We start from the raw sequence: 25,839 nt of genomic DNA, 5'->3' as shown, positions 1-25,839 counted from the left end.
CGAAAAAATATTGGAATACGTTGTTGAGTGCTATCTAGTTTTCAGGGAATGAAAAGAAGTTCGACTAAGTTCCACCACGTCCTGTGGTGAACATCGAACGACTAACATCCTGTCAGTCTAGTGATGAAGGCGAAGAGGTCACACCCGTTCCCATGCCGAACACGGAAGTTAAGCTCTTCAGCGCCGATGGTAGTTGGGGGATCTCCCCCTGCAAGAGTAGGACGTCGCTAGGCAAGTGAGAAGTCAGAGGTCATTATGATCTCTGGCTTTTTTATATGTTTTTTTCGTTTGAGTAGTACCGTGAGGTGGTATTCCATCATGATTTACATTCAAGAACATCCTCGAAAGCTTCGTAGGGGTGGGAGAAGCAAGAAATTCGAGGAAGCAAGTGAGACTGGACCGGAGTAGATAGTCGGAGATCTATGAGGATCCAGGATCGCGCAGCTGGGGAGTTCGCCGCATATTTCACACCGAGGATTGTTGGAACTCATACTAATATCGAACGTTAATTATTGCTAGAAGAAGGGTAATATAAAACGATAGAAAATTAAGAGAAAGGGATATCAAATGGAAGTATTAAATATCACACTAGCGGACAATTTTGGTACGATATCGCTACGTATCTTGATTGCGGCAGTATTAAGTGGAGTTATAGGAAGCGAGAGAGAATTCAAAAGGCATCCAGCAGGTTTTAGAACTCATATTCTTGTTGGTGTTGGAGCATGTTTGATGATGTTATTATCTTTGTTTGGTTTTGAAGATTACAATGAAACGCATGCGAATATTAATTTTGACCCTTCTCGTATTCCATCATATGTTATTAGTGGTATAGGATTTTTAGGCGCTGGTACTATTTTAGCGAATGGTTGGACAGTAAGGGGACTAACCACTGCAGCATCGATTTGGGTAGTTGCTGGAATAGGATTGGTAGTAGGAGTAGGGATGTTGTATGAAGCTGTTTTCACAACATTGATTGTTGTGTTGAGCTTGGTTTTCTTAAGTAAAATCGAGAAACTCTACATGTCTAAATCTCAACATTGGATCAATCTATTTGTAGAAGAAGGACTATCGTTAAAATCCGTTATAGAAAAAATCGAAGAAATGAATATTAGCGTTCTAGAAATGAAAACAGACGACCCGAAAGAAACTCATTACGAAAGGGACGAAAGAATTTACACGTATTCAATTCTTGTTAATACAAATAATTCAATGAAACTCTCGACTCTTGTGGATCATCTTAAAGAAATTGATAAGATAAAAAGAATAAATTGCAAGGAATGAATGCACTATTTCTGGGAATGATGGTAAGGTTCACGTCCGCAATATGAAGAGACATGTTACTTTCCAATACACAAGAAACACGTTATAATATACTTAACGTCAAATATAGTCAAAGTCAGTTTGGGGACGGAGAGGAGGCAGAGTAGTGCGAAATGTTTCCGATGTAATTGAAGCATATATTAAAAAAATCTTGATGGTAGAAGGTAGAGATGCCGTTGAGATTAAAAGAAGTGAGATTGCTGATAAGTTTCAATGTGTTCCTTCACAGATTAATTATGTTATCAACACCCGCTTTACGATTGAAAAAGGATATATTGTGGAAAGTAAAAGGGGTGGAGGCGGTTATATAAGAATTTTGAAGGTGAAACCCGAAACTCATGCGGATTTAATTGATGACATGCTTAATATTGTAAAAAATCAAGTGCCACAGGCAGTATCTGAAAATATTATTCTTAGGCTGTTAGAAGAAGAGGTAATATCGGGTCGGGAAGCGAAGTTAATGCTAAGTGTTCTCGATCGAACAGTTATTACTATTGAATTACCACTTCGAGACCACCTAAGAGCGAATATGTTGCGTGCAATGCTGACGGCACTGAAGTATAAACAATAGCATTAGTGTACAAATAGGAGGGTTGCCCTATGACCTGCCAGGAATGTGGTGAGCGTCCTGCTACGCTCCATTTCACCAAGATTGTAAATGGACAAAAAACAGAATTCCATATCTGTGAAATGTGTGCCAAAGAAAAAGGTGATGTTGAGCCAGGCACTAACCATTTTTCTATCCATAACTTATTATCGGGGTTACTAAATTTTGAAACACCAATCAACGAAAGTTCTTCACACCCTATTTACAATAAAGAGCGACAAAGTTGTCCGAAATGTGGGCTAACGTATCAACAGTTCACGCAAGTTGGTCGATTTGGTTGTTCAGAGTGTTACAATACGTTTTCAGAAAACCTTGATCCTATATTTAAAAAGGTTCATGGTGGTAATTCTGTTCATTCTGGTAAATTACCAAAACGCGCTGGAGCAGCGATCGAAATTGAACGTAAAGTTCAAAACCTCCGAAGTAAGATGCAAGAGTATATTCAGCAGGAGGAATTTGAAAAAGCTGCTGAAACTAGAGATTTAATTCGTTCTCTCGAATATAAAGCGTCGGAAGGGGGAGAATGATGTCACTTCAGCGTTTTATTAGCGAAGCTGTTAGCCCATGGATGAAAGACGAAGGACCAGATTCAGATATCGTTATGAGTAGTCGAATAAGATTTGCTCGTAATTTGAAAAATTATGTTTTTCCTGTACTTTCTAATGGGAAACAAAACTTAGAAGTTCTTGAAAGTGTTAGAACTAAATTTAATGAAGCACCCAATGAACAGATTGGGCAACTAGAACTAATTGAGATAGAAGCACTAAAGCCAACTCAAAAAAGAGTTCTAGTAGAGAAACACCTGGTTAGCCCCAACCTTGTAGAACAATCCAAAAATGGAGCAGTTTTACTTAGTGAAAATGAGACGATCAGCATTATGATTAATGAGGAAGATCATTTTCGTATTCAATGTTTGAAGGCTGGGTTTAGACTTAAGGAAGCATTAAATCTCGCAAACTCTCTTGATGACTGGATTGAAAGTAAAGTTGATTATGCGTTTGATAAACGAAAAGGGTATTTAACTAGCTGTCCGACGAATGTTGGAACAGGGATGAGAGCTTCAGTGATGATGCATTTACCAGCATTAGTGTTAACACAGCAGTTAAATCACATTATCCCCGCCATTAATCAACTTGGCCTTGTTGTTAGAGGGAGTTATGGTGAGGGAAGTGAAGCCCAGGGTAATATTTTTCAAATTTCTAATCAAATTACGCTAGGTAAAAGTGAAACAGATATTATCGAGGACCTTCAGGGTGTGGTTAGGCAAGTAATTGAAAAAGAACGCTCAGCAAGAAGGATGTTGCTAGATAATTCAAGAATTGAATTAGAAGACAGAATATATCGTTCTTTAGGAATTCTTGAGAATAGCAGAATCATTCAATCGAAGGAAGCTGCCAAGTGCCTTTCAAATGTTCGATTAGGAATTGATATCGGTCTTGTTGCTGGTATAACTAAGTCAATACTTAATGAGCTAGTTATTTTAACTCAACCAGGTTTTCTTCAGCAATATGCAGGAGCTAGTCTTAATCCTGCAGAACGAGATATTAAACGAGCTACATTAATCAGAGAACGACTTGAACTAGAAAAACAATTGAAGAAATCGGAGGGTGATGAACGATGATGTTTGGACGATTTACAGAGCGTGCTCAAAAAGTGCTCGCATTAGCGCAGGAAGAAGCCATTCGTCTTGGTCATAACAATGTCGGGACAGAACATATCCTATTAGGCTTGATTCGTGAAGGTGAAGGGATAGCTGCTAAGGCATTGACTGCTCTTGGGCTTGGTTCTGAAAAAATCCAAAAAGAAGTAGAGAAGCTAATTGGGAGAGGACAGGATTCTGTTCAATCCATTCACTATACACCTCGTGCAAAAAAAGTAATTGAACTATCAATGGATGAAGCTCGTAAACTAAGTCACTCTTATGTTGGAACAGAGCATATTCTGTTAGGTTTAATACGTGAAGGTGAAGGAGTAGCAGCACGAGTACTTAATAACCTTGGCGTTAGTTTAAATAAAGCTCGTCAGCAGGTTCTACAACTTTTAGGAAGTAACGAAAGCTCTTCATCTAGTCATCAGGGAGCAGGAGCTAGTGCAAATACTCCAACTCTAGATGGCCTTGCTCGAGATTTAACTGTAATTGCACGTGACGGTGGCCTGGACCCAGTAATTGGTCGTAGCAAAGAAATCGAACGGGTAATCGAAGTGTTAAGCCGTAGAACAAAGAATAACCCAGTTCTTATTGGTGAACCTGGTGTAGGTAAAACAGCGATTGCTGAAGGGCTTGCACAACAAATCATTAATAACGAAGTTCCGGAAACTCTTCGTGATAAGCGTGTTATGACACTAGATATGGGAACTGTAGTAGCTGGTACGAAGTATCGTGGTGAATTCGAAGACCGTCTAAAGAAAGTGATGGATGAAATTCGTCAGGCAGGAAACATCATTCTATTCATTGATGAGCTACACACATTAATCGGCGCTGGAGGAGCGGAAGGTGCAATCGATGCATCTAACATCTTAAAGCCAGCACTAGCACGTGGTGAGCTACAATGTATCGGAGCAACTACACTAGATGAGTATAGAAAGTATATTGAGAAAGATGCAGCATTAGAGCGTCGTTTCCAACCGATCCAAGTAAACGAACCTACGAGTGATGAATCAGCGCTTATCCTAAAAGGTTTACGGGATCGCTATGAAGCTCACCATCGTGTGACGATTACAGACGAAGCAATTGACGCTGCAGTGAAGCTTTCTGATCGCTACATTTCTGATCGCTTCCTACCAGACAAAGCCATTGACTTAATTGATGAAGCTGCTTCAAAAGTACGTCTACGTTCCTATACTGCTCCTCCAAACTTAAAAGAACTAGATAAAAAGCTTGAAGAAGTTCGCAAGGAGAAAGATGCAGCAGTTCAGAGTCAAGAGTTTGAGAAAGCAGCATCTTTACGAGATTCTGAGCAACGCTTGAGAGAAGAACTTGAGCAGACAAAGAAAGAATGGAAAGAAAAGCAAGGTAAAGAGAATCAGGAGGTTTCCCCTGATGATATTGCGATTGTGGTAGCAAATTGGACCGGAATTCCTGTCTCTAAACTTGAAGAACAAGAAACAGAGCGTTTGTTGAAAATGGAAGAGATTCTTCATAATCGCTTGATTGGGCAAGAAGAAGCTGTTAAATCCATTTCAAAAGCGGTTCGAAGAGCACGAGCGGGGCTTAAAGATCCGAAGCGACCGATTGGATCATTCATTTTCTTAGGACCTACTGGTGTAGGTAAAACAGAACTTGCAAGAGCAGTTGCTGAAACTCTCTTCGGTGAAGAAGATTCGGTCATCAGAATCGACATGTCAGAATATATGGAGAAACATGCAACGTCTAGACTAGTAGGATCACCTCCAGGTTATGTAGGTTATGAAGAAGGTGGCCAGCTTACTGAAAAGGTTAGACGTAAGCCATATTCCGTTATTTTGCTTGACGAAATTGAAAAAGCACACCCAGATGTATTTAACATCCTTTTACAAGTGTTAGAAGATGGACGTTTAACTGATTCTAAAGGGCGTGTAGTTGATTTCCGTAATACAGTCGTTATTATGACTTCAAACGTAGGAGCAAGCACATTGAAGCGTAATAAATACGTTGGTTTTACAACGGGATCTGAAGGCGAAGAATATCAAGATATGAAAGATAAAGTGATGGATGAGCTGAAGAAGACGTTCCGTCCAGAATTCTTGAACCGTATCGATGAAATCATTGTGTTCCACTCTCTCGAGAAGAGACACTTGAAAGAAATCATCGTTCTCATGGCGAACCAGCTTAAGAATCGTCTTTCAGACCACGGTATTGATTTCGAACTTTCTGATCTGGCTCTCGATAAGATTGCAGAAGAGGGTTATGATCCAGATTATGGAGCTCGTCCGTTAAGAAGAGCCCTTCAACGTCACATCGAAGACCGCCTTTCTGAAGAGCTATTAAGAGGAAACATCGAGAAAGGTCAGCGAGTGAAAATCGACTACAACAATGATGATTTCGTAGTTGAAACACTGTCTGAAGCGACATCTAAGTAAAGAGATTTAACCGGAAGGCTGCTGTCTTCCGGTTTTCTAATTTTAATAGGCATGTTTCGAATCAATTAAGGGAAAAGGAAAATGAGCAGTATTTTCCACTACATATGCAAGTGTTGTAAGGTCATAGGACCTTGAAAATTATGATATGATAATAAAAGAAAAAGTGTTCGGTAAAGTAAAGGTGGGGAAGAGCTTGGCTAAGAAAAAGACGAAATTTATGTGTCAGGACTGTGGGTATGAATCTCCTAAGTGGATGGGGAAATGTCCAGGATGTCACCAGTGGAATACGATGGTAGAAGAGTTTGTGCCTTCGGATACAGATCGCAGAAGATTCGTAACATCCAGTGATACAACAACAAGCAAACCTGAATCGATTCGAAACGTCAAAAAGGAGAAAGAGGATCGAATTTTAACTGGGATCGTGGAGCTTGACCGCGTACTAGGTGGAGGAATCGTTCCTGGATCTCTCGCACTCGTAGGGGGCGACCCCGGAATAGGAAAGTCTACGTTATTACTACAAACTTCTTCAAAACTCGCAGACAGAGATCATCCAGTCCTTTATATATCTGGGGAAGAGTCGGTGAAGCAAACAAAGCTTCGAGCAGACCGATTAGGAGTAGACGCTGAAAAACTATTTGTATTAGCGGAGACTGATTTAGAGTATATTAGTAAAGCGATAGATGAAATAGAGCCGAAACTCGTCATAATTGATTCAATTCAGACGATATTTCGATCGGAAGTTACATCTGCACCAGGAAGCGTTTCTCAGGTAAGAGAATGTACCTCGCAGCTAATGAGGATTGCAAAAACGCGTGGAATTGCGATTTTCATCGTAGGTCATGTAACAAAAGAAGGGGCGATTGCAGGACCTCGTCTTCTTGAGCATATGGTAGATGCTGTTTTATATTTTGAAGGAGAACGCCATCATACGTTTAGAATTCTTCGGGGTGTCAAAAACAGATTTGGCTCAACGAATGAAATAGGTGTTTTCGAAATGAAAGAAGATGGACTCGAAGAAGTGCTCAATCCTTCAGAGATCTTCCTTGAAGAGCGGTCTACTGGTGCAGCTGGCTCAACAGTAGTCGCTTCCATGGAAGGGACGAGAACAGTTCTAGTGGAAATTCAAGCACTCATATCACCAACGAGTTTTGGGAATCCTAGAAGAACTGCGACGGGTATTGATCATAACAGGGTATCCTTACTAATGGCTGTGCTTGAGAAAAGGGTTGGACTATTGCTTCAAAATCAGGATGCATACCTTAACGTAGCGGGTGGTGTACGGTTAGATGAACCAGCAATCGATTTAGCTATTGCAGTCTCCGTTGCATCTAGTTTCCGGGATAAACCAACGAGAGCAACGGATATCGTTGTAGGAGAAATCGGCCTCACAGGTGAAATTAGACGAGTATCTAGAATAGAACAACGTGTGCAGGAAGCGGCTAAGCTAGGCTTTGAGCGAGCAATTATTCCACAGAAGAATATTGGGGGATGGACATTTCCAGAAGGCATTCAGGTTGTAGGCGTCCAAACCGTAGATGAAGCATTAAACGAAGCATTAGGAGGGTAACTGATGGAGACAGAAAAAAAGCAGGAGGTAATCAATGACATTTTAAAGATTGTTGCGCCAGGTACGATGTTAAGACATGGTATAGATAATATATTACGAGCGAAAACAGGTGGGTTAATCGTTGTTGGTTATAACGGGAAGGTGCAAGATTTAGTTGATGGAGGCTTTTCAATCGACTGTCGCTTTACCCCTGCATATCTCTATGAACTTGCAAAAATGGATGGCGCCATTATTCTTAATAAAGAAGCGAATAAAATCCTATATGCAAACACGCAGTTAATTCCTGATACGGCAATTCCATCAACGGAAACAGGGATTCGCCATCGAACCGCAGAACGGGTTGCCAAGCAAACAGGCAATCTAGTGATTTCAATTTCGCAAAGAAGGAATGTCATTACGCTCTATCAAGGGAGCATCCGCTATTCATTGAAAGAGATTGGCGTTATTTTAACGAAAGCCAATCAAGCGATGCAGACGCTAGAGAAGTACAAATCAGTGCTAGATCAAGGAATTACGGATCTTGGTGCTCTTGAATTTGAAGAGCTTGCGACCTTACAAGAGGTAGCACAAGTTATTCATAGAATAGAGATGGTACTTCGAATTAAGCAGGAAATATTAAATTATATTAATGAGCTCGGTACTGAAGGTCGCTTGATCAGCATGCAGATGGAAGAGTTGGTCACAAACCTTGAAGCAGAGGCAAGATGGTTGATCGGGGATTATGTTAAAGACGTTGATGAAACCCCTGCGGACGTGATGAAAAGACTTAAGAAATTGACTAGTGATGATCTGCTCGAAGATCATTCTATTATGAAAATATTGGGTTACGAAGAACAAAACGAAGCTGTTAAACCGAGAGGATATCGAATTCTACATAAGATTCCTCGCTTACCTTCAAATATTATAGAAAACCTCGTTGCCAGCTTTGGAAACCTCAATGATATTTCAACAGCTTCCATCGAAGAGTTAGATAAGGTAGAAGGTATTGGTGAAATTCGCGCGAAAAAGATAAAGGCAGGCCTGAAGCGGATTCAAGAACAGTTGTTTGTAGACCGGCATATATAGGGCTAACAAATAGACAATCAATAGGGGCTGTGCTACTCTATAATTAATTTATAGGTATAAAAGCTAACCTATTATCATACTATAAAATTCGCAAACTTCAAGAATAACGTTTCAATTTTAGTAAATTGTATATAATGATAGAAGGAGGTGAAAACGTCAATGATAAAGTGGATCATTCAGTTATTTTTTATCATTTTAGGCGGAGCACTGGGCTTAGTTTATTTGCCAGAATTTATTCAATTACTCAATATAGGTGACATACCAGCCGTTTTCAGCAACTCGTATGCAGGTGCTGTCATTGGAGCGGTGCTATTTTTCTTAGCAACTTTTTGGATAACAGATTATATCGTTGACTTTATTCGTATTATTGAAGAGAAGGTTGTTAAAGCACCTGTTGGTGATGTGTTATTTGGGACAATTGGGCTGATTATTGGACTTATAGTTGCATTTTTAATTAATATGCCTCTGGCTGAAATTAAGCTGCCAGTCATTAGCAACGTGCTGCCTATCTTTATTAGTGTACTTTTTGGTTATTTTGGATTCCAGGTTGGGTTTAAGAAACGAGATGAACTTATTAACCTATTCAATAACAACAAAGGTAGAGAGAAGAAGAAAGATTCTGATGACCCTGACATCGATTCTGGATCATCAAAGCTAAAGATTCTTGATACTAGCGTCATTATCGATGGACGAATTGCTGATATCTGTCAAACTGGTTTCCTTGAAGGAACGCTAGTAATTCCTCAATTCGTACTAGAAGAACTTCAACATATAGCAGATTCTTCTGATGTACTGAAAAGGAATAGAGGGCGTCGAGGTCTAGATATCTTAAACAAGATACAGAAAGAACTTGCTGTTAATGTTGAAATATACGAAGGTGACTTTGACGAAATTCAAGAAGTAGACAGTAAGCTTGTAAAGCTCGCTAAACTTGTAAATGGAATGGTTGTTACTAATGACTTTAACCTTAACAAAGTGTGTGAACTACAAAAGGTTCAAGTTCTAAATATCAATGATCTTGCAAATGCGGTTAAGCCAGTTGTCCTTCCTGGAGAAGAGCTTAATGTTCAGGTAATCAAGGACGGTAAAGAGTATAACCAGGGAGTTGCTTACCTGGATGATGGTACGATGATCGTAGTGGAAGATGGAAGAGACTACATTGGTAAAACAATTGATGTTCTTGTAACGAGCGTATTGCAAACATCTGCCGGGCGTATGATCTTTGCCAAGCCCAAATTGCTTGAAAAAGCGCTCTAGGGGGATAGGTAACGGGGGTTCTAGGATTGAAGTATTCTGTTGTTATACCTGCAGCAGGCCAGGGGAAGCGTATGAATGCAGGGAAAAATAAACAATTTATCATGCTTGATGAAAAGCCGATTATCGTACATACGATATCGGTTTTTCAGAGTGATTTACACTGTGAAGAAATTGTCTTAGCAGTGAATGAACGGGAACATGAAGAGTTTAAGTTATTGATTGGAGAGTATGGTCTCACAAAGGTGACTAAGGTCGTTACAGGTGGAAAAGAACGGCAGCAAAGTGTATATGAAGGTCTAAAAGCACTAGATGGGGATAAGATTGTCCTGATCCATGATGGCGCGCGACCTTTTTTTACTCTTGAAGTGGCTTTTAATTTAGCGGAAGCTGCATCTACATATGACGGCGCGGTAGTGGCTGTGCCAGTTAAGGATACTGTAAAGCAGGTCAGTGATTTAAAGGTTGATAAAACGATTGATCGATCAAGCCTGTGGGCTGTTCAAACTCCGCAGGCTTTTCGTCTTTCTATTATAAAAGACATTCACAGATGGGCTGAAGAAAATAATATTATTGGTACAGATGATGCGAGTCTTGTGGAAATGAACGGGAGGACTGTTAAGATCATTCCTGGTGACTATTGGAATGTGAAACTAACAACTCCTGAAGATTTAATTTTCGCTAGAGCTATTTTAAGAGAGAAAAAGGAGAGTGAATCGTAATGAGGATTGGGCATGGGTTTGATGTGCACCAGCTTGTTGAAGGGCGTCCATGTATTATTGGAGGTATCACAATTCCCTTTGAAAAAGGTCTTCTAGGTCATTCGGATGCAGATGTTTTGCTTCATTCTGTAGCAGATGCTTGTCTAGGTGCTATTGGAGAAGGGGATATCGGCAAACATTTTCCTGATACGGATGAGTCCTTTAAAGATGCTGATTCGAAGGAACTCCTTCGTCACGTTTTTCAGATTGTAAAAGAAAAAGGATATGTCCTCGGAAACGTAGACTGCACGATTATTGCACAGATGCCGAAAATGGCCCCACATATTTCTGCGATGCGGGAAGTTATTGCGGACCTCCTGGAAGCGGATGTTGATCAAGTGAATGTGAAAGCAACTACTTCAGAGAAGCTAGGGTTCACAGGTAGAGGAGAGGGCATCGCAACAGAAGTAGTCGTATTACTACAATCTAGTTGACCGATAATTTGACTACAATGGTAAAATAATAAGACAGTTAAAGATAAAATTAATGGTGGTGTATAAAATGGGAAACGAAGTTAGGGTGCGTTATGCACCGAGTCCAACAGGGTATTTACATATAGGTAATGCTCGTACTGCATTGTTTAACTATCTGTTCGCTAGAAGCCAAAACGGTAAATTCATTATTAGAATCGAGGATACTGACCAAACTCGAAACGTAGAGGGTGGGGAGCAGAATCAACTTGATTATTTAAAATGGCTAGGTATGGATTGGGACGAAAGCATCGACAAAGAGGGGGAATATGGCCCTTATCGTCAGATGGAGCGTCTTGATATCTATACGAAGCACACGACTGAACTCCTTGAGAAAGACCTAGCATACAAGTGTTACTGTACAGAAGATGAGCTAGAAGCAGAGCGAGAAGCGCAACGTGCACGTGGAGAAATGCCTCGTTATTCTGGGAAATGTCGCCATCTAACAGAAGAAAAACGCGAGGAACTAGATGCTGAAGGACGTGAGCCTAGCATTCGTTTTGCCGTACCTCGTGATAAAGAATTCTCATTTGATGATATTGTGAAGGATCGTGTATCATTTGAATCAAATGGTATCGGTGATTTCGTTATTGTCAAAAAGAATGGAATTCCAACATATAATTATGCGGTTGCATTAGACGATCATTACATGAAAATCTCTCACGTCCTACGTGGAGACGATCATATTTCTAACACACCTAAGCAGCTAATGATTTACGAAGCATTCGGCTTTGAGCCGCCTAAATTCGGTCATATGACGCTCATTGTTAATGATCAGAAGAAGAAGTTAAGTAAGCGTGATAAGTCAATCGTTCAATACATTGAGCAATATCATGACCTGGGCTTCCTTCCTGAAGCGTTATTTAACTTTATTACGTTACTTGGTTGGTCTCCAAAGGGTGAAGATGAAGTGTTTACGAAGGAAGCATTAATCGAAATATTTGATGCTGAACGTTTATCAACGTCACCAGCAGTTTTCGATTCACAAAAGCTTTACTGGATGAATAACCAGTATATAAAAGCTGCTAGCATTGAGCGGGTAGTAGACCTTGCCCTTCCACATCTGATTGAGGCTGGTCGTCTACCAAAAGAGATGACAGCTGAGCAACATCAGTGGGCGAAAGAGCTTATTTCTCTTTATCAAGAGCAACTTCAGTATGGAAAAGAAATCGTCGAGCTTACAGAGTTGTTCTTTAAGCAAGAAATTAATTATAATGAAGAAGCATTGGTTGTATTGAATGAAGAACAAGTTCCTGAAGTAATGGAAGGCTTCCTTCATCAGCTTGAAGAGGTTGCTGATTTTAAACCAGGTGAAATTAAAGCAGCTATTAAAGCGACACAAAAAGCTACTGGCCATAAAGGGAAGAAGCTATTTATGCCAATCCGAGTAGCAACGACTGGCGAAACGCATGGTCCAGAGCTACCAAATGCTATTTCTTTGTTAGGCAGAGAAACAGTTAAGGCTCGATTGAATCAGGTTATTGCATTAAGTCAATCCTAAGCGATAACTAAATACTAAACGATGATGAGGAGAAGTAAGTGATTTGCATTCTTTTTAGAGAGAGCCGACGTGGCTGAAAGCGGCTTAAGGATGTCTTCACTGAAATGCACCTCTGAGTCTTCTACAGAACCTCCTGTCTAGGATAGTATGTAGGAGCGGTAACCGCCGTTAATGGGGAAAGGTATTTCCTATTAGGAAATATAAAACAGAGTGGAACCACGCGATAAGCGTCTCTGTGTGATTGATCCAATCACACAGAGACGCTTTTTTTAATAAGCTGAAGTTAATAAAAAGGGGAGGGATGAATCCAGTGTGGAAGACAATGAAACAGGATATAGATGTTGTATTTGATCAAGATCCTGCTGCTAGAAGTTACTTTGAGGTGATTTTAACCTATGCAGGACTTCATGCCATCTGGTCACATAGGTTTGCTCATTGGTTTTGGAAGAAGAAGTTTTTCTTTTTGGCACGATTCGTTTCTCAGGTTAGTCGGTTTTTCACAGGAATTGAAATTCATCCTGGAGCGACGATTGGTGAACGCTGCTTTATTGATCACGGTATGGGCGTGGTTATAGGAGAAACGTGTGAAATAGGCAATAATGTTACCTTGTTCCAGGGGGTCACCCTAGGAGGAACGGGGAAAGAAAAAGGAAAGCGTCACCCTACGTTAGAGGATAATACGCTTGTCGCGACAGGAGCAAAAGTTCTCGGTTCCATTACCATTGGAGAAAATTCCAAAGTTGGAGCGGGATCAGTTGTTTTGCAGAATGTCCCGTCAAACTCGACAGTTGTCGGTATACCTGGGAAAGTCGTCATCCAAAATGGCGTAAAGGTGCCTCATGATCTTGAACATCATAATATGCCTGACCCAGTTGCTGATAAATTTAAACAGATGGAAACAGAAATGCGTGCGTTACATGAAGAATTAGAGAAGCTAAGAAAGAGGAGTGAAAAAGATGGCGATTAGACTATATAACACGGTTACACAGAAGAAAGAATCCTTTCAGCCAATTGAAGAAGGTAAGGTAAGAATGTATGTATGTGGTCCTACCGTATACAATTATATTCATATAGGAAATGCACGCCCGGCGATCGTATTCGATGTTGTTCGTCGCTATCTTGAATACCGAGGATACGATGTGCGCTATGTTTCCAATTTCACGGATGTAGATGATAAGTTGATTCGTGCTGCGAATGAGCTAGGAACAGAAGTCCCAGAAGTTGCTGAGCGCTTTATTGATGCTTACCATGAGGATGTTGGGGCATTAGGAGTACTGAAAGCGGATGAGCACCCAAGGGTAACAGAAAACATGGATGAGATCATTCATTTCATTTCAGCTTTAATTGATAAAGGATTCGCTTATGAATCTGAAGGTGATGTGTATTTTCGAACGAGAGAATTTGAAGGGTATGGAAAGCTCTCTCATCAATCGATCGATGAACTGAAACTTGGTTCACGTATTGTGGTAGGCGAGAAAAAAGAAGATCCATTAGACTTTACGCTATGGAAGCAAGCTAAAGAGGGTGAAATTTCATGGGAAAGTCCTTGGGGGGCAGGTCGCCCTGGATGGCATATTGAGTGCTCAGCTATGGCTCAGAAATATCTTGGAGACACAATTGATATTCATGCAGGTGGTAAGGACCTTGCTTTTCCACACCATGAGAACGAAGTAGCCCAAACTGAAGCATTAACTGGAAAGGCTTTTGCGAATTATTGGCTCCATAACGGGTATATAAATATAAACAACGAAAAGATGTCTAAATCACTAGGTAACTTCGTGCTTGTACATGATTTAATCAAACAACATGATCCAGAAGCTATTCGATTCTTTATGTTATCAGTACATTATCGAAACCCAATTAACTTCAATCATGAATTGCTTCAAAGTGCTAAGGCGGGATTAACGCGAATCAAGGACACGGTTGAGAATTTAACGCATCGATTTGAAAATAGTGCTGACCTTGGTAAGGATGTTGATGATTGGAAACAAAAGATCCAAACATACCATGACCGGTTTGTTTCTGAAATGGACGATGACTTTAACACAGCAAACGCGATCTCGATTTTATTTGAACTTTCGAAAGAAGCGAACCTTTATCTTCAAGAGTCGAATTCATCAAAAGAGGTCATAGATCTCTTCTTAGAACGCTTTAAGGACTTCGGAGCCGTACTTGGTCTATCGTTCGAACAAGAACAAGGTCTCCTCGATGAGGATATCGATCAACTAATCGCAGAAAGAAATGAAGCAAGAAAGCAACGGGATTTCGCTAGAGCGGATGAGATTCGTGATGAATTAAAGGAACAGGGAATTCTTTTGGAAGATACACCACAGGGCGTTCGCTGGAAGAGGAGCGAGTAATGAAGGAATTGGATGTCAAACAGCTAAATTCATTAGCTCTTGCTTATATGGGTGACTCAGTGATTGAAATCCACGTTAGAGAGCGGCTTCTATCACTGGGTCATATACGACCAAACCAGCTACATCGAACAGCTACGAAGTATGTATCGGCGAAAGCTCAAGCGGCTTTTCTTCACGATCTTTTGGACAAGGAAGCTATCACAGAGGAAGAAAAGGGAGTTGTCCGACGAGGGAGAAACGCGAAATCAGGAACAGTTCCTAAGAACACGTCAGTGAGCACGTACAAATACTCCACAGCTCTTGAAGCGTTGTTTGGATACTTATACTTACAGGGAAATACAGAGAGACAGAATGAATTACTAGAAGCATTATACAAATTTGTGGAACAACCGAAGAAAGAAGTGAAGTCTGATGGGTAAAGAGTTTATCGTAGGCCGTAATGCTGTATTAGAAGCGTTAAAATCAGGTCATGAAATAAATAAGATTTGGATTAATGAAGGGTCTCAGAAAGGACCGCTTCAACCTATTGTACAAAAAGCAAAGGGGCAAAATGTACTTGTTCAATTTGTGCCAAAGAAGAAGTTAGAGCAACTTTCAGGAGAATCAAACCATCAAGGAGTCGTTGCTTCGATCGCTGCATATGAATATGCGGATCTTGAAGACCTTTTTCAAAAAGCGGAGGAATCTGGTGAGCAGCCTTTGTTCCTAATCCTCGATGAAATCGAAGATCCTCATAACCTTGGTTCCATTTTGAGAACGGCTGATTCAGTTGGTGCACATGGTGTGATTATACCTAAGCGGAGAGCTGTTGGACTCACATCGACAGTTGCGAAGTCATCTACTGGGGCGCTCGAATATGTGCCAGTAGCGAGAGTGACGAATCTTGCCCGCACGATGGATGAACTGAAGGATAGAGGAATCTGGTTTGTAGGAACGGACGCTACAGGTGGTCAGGATTACCGAGAAGCGTCATACGACATGGGGATTGGACTTGTTATTGGTAGTGAAGGTAAAGGAATTGGTCGCCTTATTAAAGATAAATGTGACTTTCTCGTAAGCCTTCCAATGGCCGGTAAAGTTACATCACTGAATGCATCAGTAGCGGCTGGATTAATGATGTATGAAATTTACCGACAACGTCATCCCCTGGGGGAATAATGATGGATGTGCTGCTTGTTGATGGCTATAATATTATCGGCGCCTGGACTGAACTTAGGACATTAAAGGACAATGATTTTAGTAAAGCCCGTGAGCTATTAATTGAATACATGGCTGAGTATCAAGCATACACAGGGTATAGGGTGATCGTCGTTTTTGACGCTCACCTGGCCCGTGGTGTAGAAAAGAAAAATAGTTTGTATGGAGTAGAAATCATCTATACGAGAGAAAATGAAACAGCTGACGAACGGATTGAAAAGCTTGCGAGAGAACTTAAAGATATCCGCACTCAAGTTCATGTAGCTACATCTGATTACACTGAGCAATGGGCAATCTTTGGCCAAGGCGCATTAAGAAAGTCGGCTCGGGAGCTATACAATGAAATGCAGCGAATCGAAAAAGGGATTGAAAAAAGAGTTGATAAGGTTAATAGAGAAAATCGCTCATCAGGATTGTTTTTATCTGAAGAAGTTAGCGAAATATTTGAAAAATGGCGAAGAGGCGGTAAATAGTAGGTTGACGATTTTTCGACATGTCCTGTATAATATTTCTATATAGCGTACTGGTCGGGGGGAACGCATATTGAGCACAGTAGACCTCAAAGAAAGCACGGTAGATAATGAGCAGCTGACAGCAGGCCAAAGACACCTGGAAGAAGTAGCGTTCGATCAATTTGATGATGAACTGTTAGTAGTAATGGTTCATGAGGGTCATAGTCGAGCGTTGGAACATCTGATTACGAAGTATAAAAATTTCGTACGCGCTAAAGCGAGGTCATATTTTCTTATTGGAGCAGACCGCGAAGACATTATTCAAGAAGGAATGATCGGTCTCTACAAAGCTATTCGTGATTTTCGAGGAGACAAGTTCTCATCTTTTAAAGCGTTTGCCGAACTGTGCATCACCCGGCAGATGATTACTGCAATCAAGACTGCAACGAGACAAAAGCATATTCCGCTGAATTCTTACGTATCGCTAGATAAACCAATCTACGATGAAGAATCTGATCGGACATTGCTGGATGTTATTTGCGGCACGAAGGTCACAGATCCAGAGGAACTTATCATTAATCAAGAAGAATTCGACGACATCGAACTTAAAATGTCAGAAATTTTGAGCGATTTAGAAAGAAAAGTCTTGATGCTCTATCTTGATGGTCGTTCCTATCAGGAGATCTCCGTGGATTTGAATCGTCATGTGAAGTCCATTGATAACGCATTGCAACGCGTGAAGCGTAAGCTTGAGCGTTACTTAGAGCTCCGCGAAGTAAGCCTTTAATATGGACGAGCCTCAAGCAGGGGAATTCTTTCCCCTGTTTTTTCTTTGGATAGGTCCTTCTAGGCTTTATTGACACTCTTAATCATGCTATGATAAATTGATACATGTACTAATGTGTACTTTTTGCTAGATTTTTCAACGAACGTCACAGCGTCACTGAACGTTTTTTTATTTTTGTCTTTTTTTATGCTGTATAAATGTATGTGTTTATATAAAATAAAAGGTGAAGCTATCGCCACATCGTGTAGTTGGATTTGGTTAGCTAATATTCAAACTTCAAACTGCGTGGCTTAGGAAGGTGTCATTATGCGTAAAAAAGTAGCACTAGCATGTGTCCAATGCAATAGCCGTAACTACACAACAATGAAAAACTCTCAGGCAAACCCGGCCCGCATCGAAGTGAATAAGTATTGTAAATACTGTGATGCGCATACTGTGCATCGTGAAACAAAGTAAGGGGCGTTCATTTTCGGATGAACGATTATAAAGATTCTCGGGGGAGTTTATTTCCACCAGACAATTGGGGGTAGCATGTAATGGCAAGTATTGTTCATCGTTCTGGTAAGTTCTTACGTGAAGTGACAAGAGAAATGAAGCGAGTGAGTTGGCCTACGCGCAAGGATCTAACACGCTATACAATCGTTACTGTTTCAACGGTTATTTTCGTAGCGGTATTTTTTGCTTTGGTTGACCAGGGTATTTCTTCACTTATCCGCCTCATTTTAGGTTAATTCGTTATAAATCTTTCACTATCAGGTTAGAATGATAGAGTAAATGAGTTGGGGAGGGAAGGACGACTAGTCCTGTATATATGGAAAAAAGATGGTATGTTGTTCATACGTATTCTGGGTATGAAAACAAAGTAAAGACAAACCTTGAAAAAAGAGTTGAGTCGATGGGCATGACGGATAAGATTTTCCGTGTGCTTGTACCTGTTGAGGAAGAAACTGAAATTAAAAACGGTAAAAAGAAAACTGTTTTGAAGAAAGTTTTTCCAGGTTATGTAATAACCGAAATGGTTATGACTGACGATTCTTGGTACGTAGTCCGTAACACTCCTGGTGTAACTGGCTTCGTCGGATCATCTGGTGCTGGTTCAAAACCAACAGCGCTTCTTCCTGAAGAAGTAGAAAACCTTCTGAAGCAGATGGGGATGGAACAACCTAAGGCTGACGTTGATTTCGAAATGCAGGAAAAAGTTAAGGTTAAAGAAGGTCCTTTCGCTGACTTTGTTGGTTCTATCGAAGGGATAGATACAGACAAAGGCAAGGTGAAAGTTCACGTTAATATGTTTGGTCGTGAGACTCCAGTAGAGCTTGATTTTGGACAAGTTGAAAAGATCTAGAAGAAAAGCTCTTGAAAAACATTTTTATTAATGATAGAATTTTAATGTTTCATGAGTCTCATACCAATCGAGACATTATTTGATATAAAAGGTGGGAGGGTGTAAACACCCAAATACCACATCACGGACTTAAGGAGGTGTGTCGCGTGGCTAAAAAGGTAATTAAAGTTGTTAAATTGCAAATCCCGGCTGGGAAGGCGAATCCTGCACCGCCAGTTGGACCTGCACTAGGTCAAGCTGGAGTGAACATTATGGGATTCTGTAAAGAGTTCAATGCTCGTACTTCTGACCAGGCTGGCATGATTATTCCAGTAGAAATCACGGTTTTTGAAGACCGTTCATTTACATTTATCACAAAAACTCCGCCAGCTGCAGTTCTTCTAAAGAAAGCAGCAGGAATCGAGTCAGGTTCTGGTGAACCTAACCGCAACAAAGTTGCGACTGTAAAGCGTGATAAAGTGCGTGAGATCGCTGAAACAAAAATGCCAGATCTTAACGCAGCGAATGTTGATTCTGCAATGCGTATGGTTGAAGGAACTGCACGCAGCATGGGAATTACGATCGAAGACTAATGCTACACAAGCCGTTGCGATTAAAAGGGATTCCTGCCTGTAGCTTACAGGTTCGCAACTTTTATTATGGTATCGGCTAAGTTTCGATATCATAAATAGTGGGAGGTTAATCCGCTAAACCACATTCAAGGAGGAACACAAAATGGCAAAAAGAGGTAAAAGATACCAAGAGGCTGCAAAGCTAGTTGAACGTACAACTTTCTATGAGCCTCAAGAAGCAGTAGAACTTGTTCAAAAGACTTCTATTGGAAACTTTGATGGAACAGTTGAAGCAGCGATTCGTCTAGGAGTAGACCCGAAGAAAAACGACCAACAGGTTCGTGGCGCGGTTGTACTTCCTAACGGAACTGGTAAAACTCAACGTGTTCTTGTATTCGCAAAAGGCGAAAAAGCTAAAGAAGCTGAAGCAGCAGGCGCTGACTATGTTGGAGATTCTGAGTTCATCAACCAAATCAACCAAGGTTGGTTCGAGTTTGATGTAATCGTAGCTACTCCAGACATGATGGGCGAAGTTGGTAAGCTTGGTCGTGTTCTTGGACCAAAAGGCTTAATGCCAAACCCGAAAACTGGAACAGTAACATTTGATGTTGAGAAAGCTGTCAACGAAATCAAAGCTGGTAAAGTAGAGTACCGTGTAGATCGTGCTGGAAATGTTCACGCACCAATCGGTAAAGTATCTTTCGAAGCTGACAAGCTAGTTGAAAACTTGAACACTCTAGTTGAAACTCTTGTTAAGGTTAAGCCTGCAGCTGCTAAAGGAACTTACGTTAAGAACGTTTCTGTAGCATCTACAATGGGACCTGGTGTAAAAGTTAACGCTTCTAACTACCGCTAATAAAAATTAGCTATTGACTTTAGCGTTTATATTTTATATACTTTAAAATGTTGTTTGATAAGTTAATACTTTCTGTACCGTAGACAGCAGGAGTGCTAAGCACTTAATATCCTGCCGAGGTGTGAAGTGTTTCGATACAAAGTGATCGTTAATGCCTTCATGTCTTCGGATGTGAAGGCTTTTTATATGACCTCATACTCCGGAACGGTATAGACACATTTCTATAGGAGGTGGAACAATGAGCAGTGCAGTTGAACAAAAAAAGAAGTTAGTTACGGAAATTGCAGACAAACTTCGCGATAGCCAATCAACAATTTTTGTTGACTACCGTGGACTTGATGTAAGTGAAGTTACTGAACTTCGTAAGCAATTGCGCGATGCAAATGTTGAATTCCGTGTTTACAAAAACACTATGACTCGTCGCGCAGCAGAAGAGCTTGAACTTACTGATTTAAATGAACATCTTGTCGGACCTACGGCAGTCGCGTTCAGTAATGAAGATGTTGTAGCTCCTGCAAAAATCTTGAACAACTTTGCTAAAGATCATCAAGCTCTTGAAATCAAGACTGGTGTAATCGAAGGTAGCGTTGTTTCATACGAGAAGATAAAGGAACTTGCGGATCTACCGAACCGCGACGGACTACTATCTATGTTGCTATCTGTGCTACAAGCACCTATGCGCAACATGGCATTGGCTACAAAAGCTGTTGCCGATCAAAAAGAAGATCAAGGCGCGTAAGTTTACCGCCTATCAATTCGGTTAATAAAAAACAATTATTAAGGAGGATTTACTCATGAGTAACGAGCAAATCATTGAAGCAATCAAAGAAATGACAGTTCTTGAGCTTAACGACCTAGTTAAAGCTATCGAAGAAGAATTTGGTGTAACTGCAGCTGCTCCAGTAGCAGCAGCAGGCGGTGCAGCTGAAGGTGCTGCAGAAGAGCAAACTGAATTTGATGTAGTACTTGAAAGTGCTGGAAGCAGCAAAATCAAAGTCATCAAAGTCGTTCGCGAAATCACTGGTCTTGGCTTGAAAGAAGCTAAAGAACTAGTTGATGGTGCTCCAAGCCCGATTAAAGAAGGCGTATCAAAAGAAGAAGCTGAAGAAATGCAATCTAAGCTTGAAGAAGTTGGCGCTGCAATCGAAGTTAAGTAATTGGTTTGAAACAAAAAGCTCGCTTTTAAAAGCGAGCTTTTTGTAGTTTAAAAGTAATTATCAGTTATGATTAGATTAAAGCTGGATATGCTTGTAGATGATGGCAATGAAATGAGGGATTGCGATGGGAGAGCATTACTATACAAGGAAACCTGAAGTGAAGAGTCAACCTAACCGCATAACTGAAAGGTTGCGAGGGAAGAAGTTTCAGTTCACTACGGATTCCGGAGTTTTTGCAAGAAAAGAAGTTGATTTTGGTAGTAAGCTTCTAATTGAGTCATTTGTGGATCCGGACGTTGATGGAGACATCGTTGATGTTGGTTGTGGGTACGGCCCGATTGGAATATCGCTCGCATCTCAATTTCCTGAACGTCGGTTTTACATGTTGGATATTAATGAGCGTGCAGTAGATTTAGCGATGTCGAACGCGACTCGTAACAACGTGTCTAACCTTACCGTGAGAACAAGTGATCAACTTAGTGCAGTGAATGACCGAACATTTGCGTGCGTTATTACAAACCCACCAATTCGTGCTGGTAAGCAAGTGGTTCATGGAATCTTTGAAGAAGCTCATGAAGTTTTGAAAGAGAACGGAACCCTTTGGATCGTTATTCAGAAAAAACAAGGGGCGCCATCCGCTATTGCAAAGCTCGAAGAAATGTTTCAAAAGGTAGAAACTGTCTCTAAAAAGAAAGGATACTATATTATTAAAGCAGTCAAGTAAAATATCATATTATCCTTTGACTTCATAGACAGGCTGTGCTAATATATTATAATGCCAATGATGGATTTTCCAGGCCTTTTTCGTGTCTAAAAGACATGAAGTATATTATACTTGAGTCTGGGAAAACTAATATAATCGCTTATAGATAAGGGGAAAAACTAATTTATGCCCTTTTTCTTTTTTGTCCAACGATAGATTCACTTTTATAGTGGAAATCGTAAGGCAAAAAAAATAAATACGCTGGATTTGAGGGGTGAATCATTTGACAGGCCAACTAGTTCAGTATGGACGCCACCGCCAAAGAAGAAGCTACGCGCGAATCAAAGAAGTATTAGATTTACCAAATCTAATTGAGATTCAAACGGCTTCTTATCAATGGTTTCTTGATGAGGGTTTACGAGAAATGTTCCAGGATATTTCTCCGATTGAAGATTTCACTGGTAATCTTGTGCTAGAGTTTGTTGACTATAGCCTAGGTGAACCAAAGTATCCCGTGGAAGAAACCAAAGAGCGAGATGTGACATACTCTGCACCTTTACGAGTAAAAGTGCGCCTAATCAATAAAGAGACGGGTGAAGTTAAAGAACAAGAAGTATTCATGGGTGACTTCCCGTTGATGACTGAAACAGGTACTTTTATTATTAATGGGGCAGAACGAGTCATCGTATCTCAGCTTGTGCGTTCTCCAAGTGTCTACTATAGCAAAAAGATTGATAAGAACGGCAAAAAGGGATATACAGCTACTGTCATTCCAAACCGAGGAGCATGGCTGGAATTTGAAACTGATGCCAAGGATATTGTCTATGTACGTATTGACCGTACTAGAAAGCTACCGATTACGGTATTGCTCAGAGCGTTAGGGTTTGGGTCTGATCAAGAAATCATAGATCTCCTAGGTGAAGATGAATATCTTCGCAATACCCTGGAAAAGGACAACACGGACGGAACAGAAAAAGCGCTTCTAGAAATCTATGAACGCTTACGTCCTGGTGAGCCACCAACTGTTGATAACGCAAAAAGCTTACTTGATTCCCGCTTTTTTGATCCGAAGCGTTATGATTTAGCAAACGTAGGACGCTACAAGATTAATAAAAAGCTTCATATCAAGAACCGTCTGTTCAATCAGCGTTTGGCGGAAACGCTCGTTGATCCTGAAACAGGCGAAGTGGTTGCAGAAGAAGGCGCGATCCTTGACCGCCGCCTACTAGATAAGATTCTACCTGCTATCGAAACAAACGTTGGATTCAAAAACGTTGAACCTCATGGTGGGGTAATTGAAGACGACTCTATAGGACTACAATCTATTAAGATATATGCACCTGACGACCCAGAAGGTGAACGTGTGATTAATGTTATGGGTAATGGAGGAATTGACTCCGGAGTGAAGAACATCACGCCTGGGGATATCATTTCTTCTATCAATTACTTCTTTAACCTTCTTCACCAGGTAGGTAACACAGATGATATTGATCATCTTGGTAACCGCCGTCTTCGTTCTGTAGGTGAACTACTACAAAACCAATTCCGTATTGGTTTGTCCAGAATGGAACGTGTAGTAAGAGAGCGTATGTCAATCCAGGACACAAACGTGATTACGCCACAGGCGCTAATAAACATCCGTCCAGTGATTGCATCGATCAAAGAGTTCTTTGGTAGCTCACAGCTATCTCAGTTCATGGACCAGACAAACCCGCTAGCTGAGCTTACTCACAAGCGTCGTTTATCTGCACTTGGACCGGGTGGTTTAACTCGTGAGCGTGCAGGATTTGAAGTTCGTGACGTTCACTATTCCCACTACGGAAGAATGTGTCCGATCGAAACACCAGAAGGTCCAAACATCGGACTTATTAACTCTCTATCTTCTTATGCACGAGTAAATAAGTTTGGGTTTATCGAAACGCCTTACCGCAGAGTAGATCCTGAAACAGGCAAGGTAACTGAGTTTATCGATTACCTTACTGCTGATGAACAGGATAACTATGTTGTGGCACAGGCTAACGCAAAGCTCAACGATGATGGATCATTTAAAGAAGAAGATATTGTTGCGCGTTTCCGTGATGAGAACATCATCATTAACCGTGACAAGATCGATTACATGGACGTATCCCCGAAACAGGTTGTATCGGCTGCAACGGCTTGTATCCCGTTCCTAGAGAACGATGACTCCAACCGTGCGCTAATGGGAGCGAACATGCAGCGTCAGGCTGTACCTTTGATGGTTCCTGAATCACCGATTGTCGGAACAGGTATGGAGCATGTTAACGGTAAGGATTCCGGTGCTGCTGTAATTTGTAAACATGACGGTATCGTTGAGTTTGCATCTGCTGCAGAGATTCATGTTCGTCGTATCTCCGTTGTAGATGGTCAGGAAGTTAAAGGCGACCTCGATCGCTATAGACTACTGAAGTTCATTCGTTCCAACCAAGGAACTTGTTATAACCAGAAGCCGATCGTTGATGAAGGTGACCGAGTTGTAAAAGGTGAAATTCTTGGTGACGGTCCTTCTATGGAAAAAGGTGAAATGGCACTCGGTCGTAACGTCCTTGTCGGATTCATGACATGGGAAGGTTACAACTATGAGGATGCTATTATTATGAGCGAACGCCTCGTAAAAGATGACGTTTATACGTCAATTCATATTGAAGAGTATGAATCCGAAGCTCGTGATACGAAGCTTGGACCTGAAGAAATTACTCGTGACATTCCAAACGTTGGGGAAGACGCACTGCGTAACCTTGATGAGCGTGGAATTATTCGCATGGGTGCTGAAGTAAAGGACGGCGATATCCTCGTTGGTAAAGTTACACCAAAGGGTGTTACGGAGCTAACAGCTGAAGAACGTCTACTTCATGCAATCTTCGGAGAAAAAGCTCGTGAAGTACGTGATACTTCACTACGTGTTCCTCACGGCGGAGATGGCATAGTCCTAGATGTGAAAATCTTTAACCGAGAAGATGGCGATGAGCTTCCTCCGGGAGTTAATCAGCTAGTTCGTGTGTATATCGTACAGAAGCGTAAGATTCATGAAGGAGATAAGATGGCAGGTCGTCATGGTAACAAGGGTGTTATTTCAAGGATTCTTCCTGAAGAAGACATGCCGTATTTACCTGATGGTACGCCAATCGATATCATGTTGAACCCGCTTGGTGTTCCTTCCCGTATGAACATTGGACAGGTATTAGAGATGCATATCGGAATGGCTGCGCGAGCGCTTGGCATTCATGTTGCAACTCCAGTATTTGACGGTGCTCGTGAAGAAGATGTGTGGGAAACACTTGAAGAAGCAGGCATGCCACGTGATGGTAAAACTGTTCTTTACGATGGTCGTACAGGTGAACCATTCGACAACCGTATCTCTGTCGGTGTGATGTATATGATCAAACTTGCTCACATGGTTGATGACAAACTTCACGCACGTTCTACAGGGCCATATTCACTTGTTACTCAGCAACCGCTTGGTGGTAAAGCACAATTCGGTGGACAGCGTTTCGGTGAGATGGAGGTATGGGCACTTGAAGCATACGGTGCTGCATATACCCTACAAGAAATCCTGACAGTCAAGTCGGATGATGTTGTTGGACGTGTTAAAACTTACGAAGCAATCGTAAAAGGTGAAAATGTTCCTGAGCCTGGTATTCCAGAGTCGTTTAAAGTTCTAATCAAAGAATTGCAATCACTAGGTATGGACGTAAAAATGCTAGCTAGTGATGAGCAAGAGATCGAAATGAAAGAGTTAGACGATGAAGAAGAACAATCTAGTGAGAAATTAAACTTGAATGTTGGGTCAAATCAGGCGAGTGAGTAAG

The 25,839-nt window shown here is 41.0% G+C and carries 26 protein-coding genes, 1 rRNA gene and 2 other annotated features; all 27 genes read left to right on the top strand.

Annotated features, from left to right (window positions below; translation table 11 throughout):
* Nucleotides 1–116 precede the first annotated feature (116 nt).
* The 27 genes from rrf (at nt 117) to rpoB (ending at nt 25,838) form a co-directional block, all read left to right on the top strand.
* Nucleotides 117–233: ribosomal RNA gene (rrf, locus tag SJY16_RS00420) — 5S ribosomal RNA — on the top strand.
* A 334-nt stretch (nt 234–567) separates the two neighbouring features.
* The gene (locus SJY16_RS00415; RefSeq protein ID WP_377887121.1) at nt 568–1,281 is read left to right on the top strand and encodes an MgtC/SapB family protein; all 714 of its coding nucleotides are present in this window, start codon (nt 568–570) and stop codon (nt 1,279–1,281) included.
* A 145-nt stretch (nt 1,282–1,426) separates the two neighbouring features.
* On the top strand, nt 1,427–1,891 hold the full coding sequence (locus SJY16_RS00410) for a CtsR family transcriptional regulator (protein ID WP_224885290.1): 465 nt from the start codon (nt 1,427–1,429) through the stop codon (nt 1,889–1,891).
* Between the two features lie 29 nt (nt 1,892–1,920).
* Entirely contained in the window at nt 1,921–2,454 is a 534-nt protein-coding gene (gene mcsA / locus SJY16_RS00405) for a protein-arginine kinase activator protein McsA (RefSeq protein WP_377887120.1), read from the top strand.
* Complete coding sequence (mcsB, locus tag SJY16_RS00400) at nt 2,454–3,548, top strand: protein-arginine kinase McsB (RefSeq protein WP_377891995.1); 1,095 nt, start codon at nt 2,454–2,456, stop codon at nt 3,546–3,548. The genes mcsA and mcsB overlap by 1 nt, the downstream gene beginning before the upstream one ends.
* On the top strand, nt 3,545–5,986 hold the full coding sequence (gene clpC, locus SJY16_RS00395) for an ATP-dependent protease ATP-binding subunit ClpC (protein ID WP_377887119.1): 2,442 nt from the start codon (nt 3,545–3,547) through the stop codon (nt 5,984–5,986). Before mcsB ends, clpC begins: the two co-directional genes overlap by 4 nt.
* 193 nt (nt 5,987–6,179) lie before the next feature.
* On the top strand, nt 6,180–7,553 hold the full coding sequence (gene radA, locus SJY16_RS00390) for a DNA repair protein RadA (protein WP_377887118.1): 1,374 nt from the start codon (nt 6,180–6,182) through the stop codon (nt 7,551–7,553).
* A 3-nt stretch (nt 7,554–7,556) separates the two neighbouring features.
* A complete protein-coding gene (disA, locus tag SJY16_RS00385; protein ID WP_377887117.1) occupies nt 7,557–8,618 on the top strand; it encodes a DNA integrity scanning diadenylate cyclase DisA in 1,062 nt (353 codons plus the stop codon).
* Between the two features lie 159 nt (nt 8,619–8,777).
* Nucleotides 8,778–9,875, top strand: coding sequence for a PIN/TRAM domain-containing protein (locus SJY16_RS00380; RefSeq protein WP_377887116.1), 1,098 nt, complete (start codon nt 8,778–8,780; stop codon nt 9,873–9,875).
* A 26-nt stretch (nt 9,876–9,901) separates the two neighbouring features.
* Nucleotides 9,902–10,594, top strand: coding sequence for a 2-C-methyl-D-erythritol 4-phosphate cytidylyltransferase (gene ispD / locus SJY16_RS00375; RefSeq protein ID WP_377887115.1), 693 nt, complete (start codon nt 9,902–9,904; stop codon nt 10,592–10,594).
* Nucleotides 10,594–11,067, top strand: coding sequence for a 2-C-methyl-D-erythritol 2,4-cyclodiphosphate synthase (gene ispF, locus SJY16_RS00370; protein WP_377887114.1), 474 nt, complete (start codon nt 10,594–10,596; stop codon nt 11,065–11,067). Before ispD ends, ispF begins: the two co-directional genes overlap by 1 nt.
* A gap of 67 nt (nt 11,068–11,134) precedes the next feature.
* On the top strand, nt 11,135–12,604 hold the full coding sequence (gene gltX / locus SJY16_RS00365) for a glutamate--tRNA ligase (protein WP_377887112.1): 1,470 nt from the start codon (nt 11,135–11,137) through the stop codon (nt 12,602–12,604).
* A gap of 12 nt (nt 12,605–12,616) precedes the next feature.
* Nucleotides 12,617–12,842 (top strand) — a binding site (T-box leader).
* A 63-nt stretch (nt 12,843–12,905) separates the two neighbouring features.
* Entirely contained in the window at nt 12,906–13,571 is a 666-nt protein-coding gene (gene cysE / locus SJY16_RS00360; RefSeq protein WP_377887111.1) for a serine O-acetyltransferase, read from the top strand.
* The gene (cysS, locus tag SJY16_RS00355; RefSeq protein ID WP_377887110.1) at nt 13,561–14,964 is read left to right on the top strand and encodes a cysteine--tRNA ligase; all 1,404 of its coding nucleotides are present in this window, start codon (nt 13,561–13,563) and stop codon (nt 14,962–14,964) included. Before cysE ends, cysS begins: the two co-directional genes overlap by 11 nt.
* Nucleotides 14,964–15,383, top strand: coding sequence for a Mini-ribonuclease 3 (locus SJY16_RS00350; RefSeq protein ID WP_377887109.1), 420 nt, complete (start codon nt 14,964–14,966; stop codon nt 15,381–15,383). Before cysS ends, SJY16_RS00350 begins: the two co-directional genes overlap by 1 nt.
* Complete coding sequence (gene rlmB, locus SJY16_RS00345) at nt 15,376–16,122, top strand: 23S rRNA (guanosine(2251)-2'-O)-methyltransferase RlmB (protein WP_377887108.1); 747 nt, start codon at nt 15,376–15,378, stop codon at nt 16,120–16,122. The genes SJY16_RS00350 and rlmB overlap by 8 nt, the downstream gene beginning before the upstream one ends.
* A 2-nt stretch (nt 16,123–16,124) precedes the next feature.
* Nucleotides 16,125–16,634 (top strand): NYN domain-containing protein, encoded by a 510-nt coding sequence (locus SJY16_RS00340; protein ID WP_377891993.1) that lies wholly within the window; start codon nt 16,125–16,127, stop codon nt 16,632–16,634.
* A gap of 115 nt (nt 16,635–16,749) precedes the next feature.
* Complete coding sequence (sigH, locus tag SJY16_RS00335) at nt 16,750–17,400, top strand: RNA polymerase sporulation sigma factor SigH (protein WP_377891991.1); 651 nt, start codon at nt 16,750–16,752, stop codon at nt 17,398–17,400.
* A gap of 306 nt (nt 17,401–17,706) precedes the next feature.
* Entirely contained in the window at nt 17,707–17,856 is a 150-nt protein-coding gene (gene rpmG / locus SJY16_RS00330; protein ID WP_224885261.1) for a 50S ribosomal protein L33, read from the top strand.
* Between the two features lie 80 nt (nt 17,857–17,936).
* Nucleotides 17,937–18,131 carry a preprotein translocase subunit SecE gene (gene secE / locus SJY16_RS00325; RefSeq protein ID WP_377887107.1) on the top strand — a complete coding sequence of 65 codons (195 nt, stop codon included), beginning with the start codon at nt 17,937–17,939 and terminating at the stop codon, nt 18,129–18,131.
* An 80-nt stretch (nt 18,132–18,211) separates the two neighbouring features.
* The gene (nusG, locus tag SJY16_RS00320; protein ID WP_377887106.1) at nt 18,212–18,745 is read left to right on the top strand and encodes a transcription termination/antitermination protein NusG; all 534 of its coding nucleotides are present in this window, start codon (nt 18,212–18,214) and stop codon (nt 18,743–18,745) included.
* Nucleotides 18,746–18,891: 146 nt separating this feature from the next.
* On the top strand, nt 18,892–19,317 hold the full coding sequence (gene rplK, locus SJY16_RS00315) for a 50S ribosomal protein L11 (protein WP_048313309.1): 426 nt from the start codon (nt 18,892–18,894) through the stop codon (nt 19,315–19,317).
* Nucleotides 19,318–19,459: 142 nt separating this feature from the next.
* Nucleotides 19,460–20,152, top strand: coding sequence for a 50S ribosomal protein L1 (gene rplA, locus SJY16_RS00310; protein ID WP_377887105.1), 693 nt, complete (start codon nt 19,460–19,462; stop codon nt 20,150–20,152).
* Nucleotides 20,153–20,211: 59 nt separating this feature from the next.
* Nucleotides 20,212–20,346 (top strand) — a sequence feature (ribosomal protein L10 leader region).
* A gap of 44 nt (nt 20,347–20,390) precedes the next feature.
* On the top strand, nt 20,391–20,891 hold the full coding sequence (gene rplJ / locus SJY16_RS00305; protein ID WP_377887104.1) for a 50S ribosomal protein L10: 501 nt from the start codon (nt 20,391–20,393) through the stop codon (nt 20,889–20,891).
* A 55-nt stretch (nt 20,892–20,946) separates the two neighbouring features.
* Nucleotides 20,947–21,309, top strand: coding sequence for a 50S ribosomal protein L7/L12 (gene rplL / locus SJY16_RS00300; protein ID WP_377887103.1), 363 nt, complete (start codon nt 20,947–20,949; stop codon nt 21,307–21,309).
* 124 nt (nt 21,310–21,433) lie between these two features.
* The gene (locus tag SJY16_RS00295) at nt 21,434–22,033 is read left to right on the top strand and encodes a class I SAM-dependent methyltransferase (protein WP_377887102.1); all 600 of its coding nucleotides are present in this window, start codon (nt 21,434–21,436) and stop codon (nt 22,031–22,033) included.
* 262 nt (nt 22,034–22,295) lie between these two features.
* Nucleotides 22,296–25,838, top strand: a complete 3,543-nt coding sequence (gene rpoB, locus SJY16_RS00290; RefSeq protein ID WP_377887101.1) for a DNA-directed RNA polymerase subunit beta — start codon at nt 22,296–22,298, stop codon at nt 25,836–25,838.
* Nucleotide 25,839: the final 1 nt, after the last annotated feature.

The sequence above is a fragment of the Alkalihalobacillus sp. R86527 genome (assembly GCF_042466185.1).
Classification (GTDB): domain Bacteria; phylum Bacillota; class Bacilli; order Bacillales; family Guptibacillaceae; genus Guptibacillus.
The sequence above is the reverse complement of the archived record's forward strand: the minus strand, read 5'-3'. Positions and strand labels throughout refer to the sequence as shown.

What these genes read in the sequence shown, in the direction of transcription:
- disA (WP_377887117.1), top strand. Translation starts at nt 7,557, where the DNA reads ATGGAGACAGAAAAAAAGCAGGAGGTAATCAATGACATTTTAAAGATT.
- cysE (WP_377887111.1), top strand. Translation starts at nt 12,906, where the DNA reads ATGAATCCAGTGTGGAAGACAATGAAACAGGATATAGATGTTGTATTT.
- rplJ (WP_377887104.1), top strand. Translation starts at nt 20,391, where the DNA reads ATGAGCAGTGCAGTTGAACAAAAAAAGAAGTTAGTTACGGAAATTGCA.
- mcsA (WP_377887120.1), top strand. Translation starts at nt 1,921, where the DNA reads ATGACCTGCCAGGAATGTGGTGAGCGTCCTGCTACGCTCCATTTCACC.
- rplA (WP_377887105.1), top strand. Translation starts at nt 19,460, where the DNA reads ATGGCAAAAAGAGGTAAAAGATACCAAGAGGCTGCAAAGCTAGTTGAA.
- mcsB (WP_377891995.1), top strand. Translation starts at nt 2,454, where the DNA reads ATGTCACTTCAGCGTTTTATTAGCGAAGCTGTTAGCCCATGGATGAAA.
- SJY16_RS00350 (WP_377887109.1), top strand. Translation starts at nt 14,964, where the DNA reads ATGAAGGAATTGGATGTCAAACAGCTAAATTCATTAGCTCTTGCTTAT.
- nusG (WP_377887106.1), top strand. Translation starts at nt 18,212, where the DNA reads ATGGAAAAAAGATGGTATGTTGTTCATACGTATTCTGGGTATGAAAAC.
- SJY16_RS00415 (WP_377887121.1), top strand. Translation starts at nt 568, where the DNA reads ATGGAAGTATTAAATATCACACTAGCGGACAATTTTGGTACGATATCG.
- rpmG (WP_224885261.1), top strand. Translation starts at nt 17,707, where the DNA reads ATGCGTAAAAAAGTAGCACTAGCATGTGTCCAATGCAATAGCCGTAAC.
- SJY16_RS00380 (WP_377887116.1), top strand. Translation starts at nt 8,778, where the DNA reads ATGATAAAGTGGATCATTCAGTTATTTTTTATCATTTTAGGCGGAGCA.
- clpC (WP_377887119.1), top strand. Translation starts at nt 3,545, where the DNA reads ATGATGTTTGGACGATTTACAGAGCGTGCTCAAAAAGTGCTCGCATTA.
- gltX (WP_377887112.1), top strand. Translation starts at nt 11,135, where the DNA reads ATGGGAAACGAAGTTAGGGTGCGTTATGCACCGAGTCCAACAGGGTAT.
- secE (WP_377887107.1), top strand. Translation starts at nt 17,937, where the DNA reads ATGGCAAGTATTGTTCATCGTTCTGGTAAGTTCTTACGTGAAGTGACA.
- SJY16_RS00340 (WP_377891993.1), top strand. Translation starts at nt 16,125, where the DNA reads ATGGATGTGCTGCTTGTTGATGGCTATAATATTATCGGCGCCTGGACT.
- rlmB (WP_377887108.1), top strand. Translation starts at nt 15,376, where the DNA reads ATGGGTAAAGAGTTTATCGTAGGCCGTAATGCTGTATTAGAAGCGTTA.
- rplL (WP_377887103.1), top strand. Translation starts at nt 20,947, where the DNA reads ATGAGTAACGAGCAAATCATTGAAGCAATCAAAGAAATGACAGTTCTT.
- SJY16_RS00295 (WP_377887102.1), top strand. Translation starts at nt 21,434, where the DNA reads ATGGGAGAGCATTACTATACAAGGAAACCTGAAGTGAAGAGTCAACCT.
- ispF (WP_377887114.1), top strand. Translation starts at nt 10,594, where the DNA reads ATGAGGATTGGGCATGGGTTTGATGTGCACCAGCTTGTTGAAGGGCGT.
- cysS (WP_377887110.1), top strand. Translation starts at nt 13,561, where the DNA reads ATGGCGATTAGACTATATAACACGGTTACACAGAAGAAAGAATCCTTT.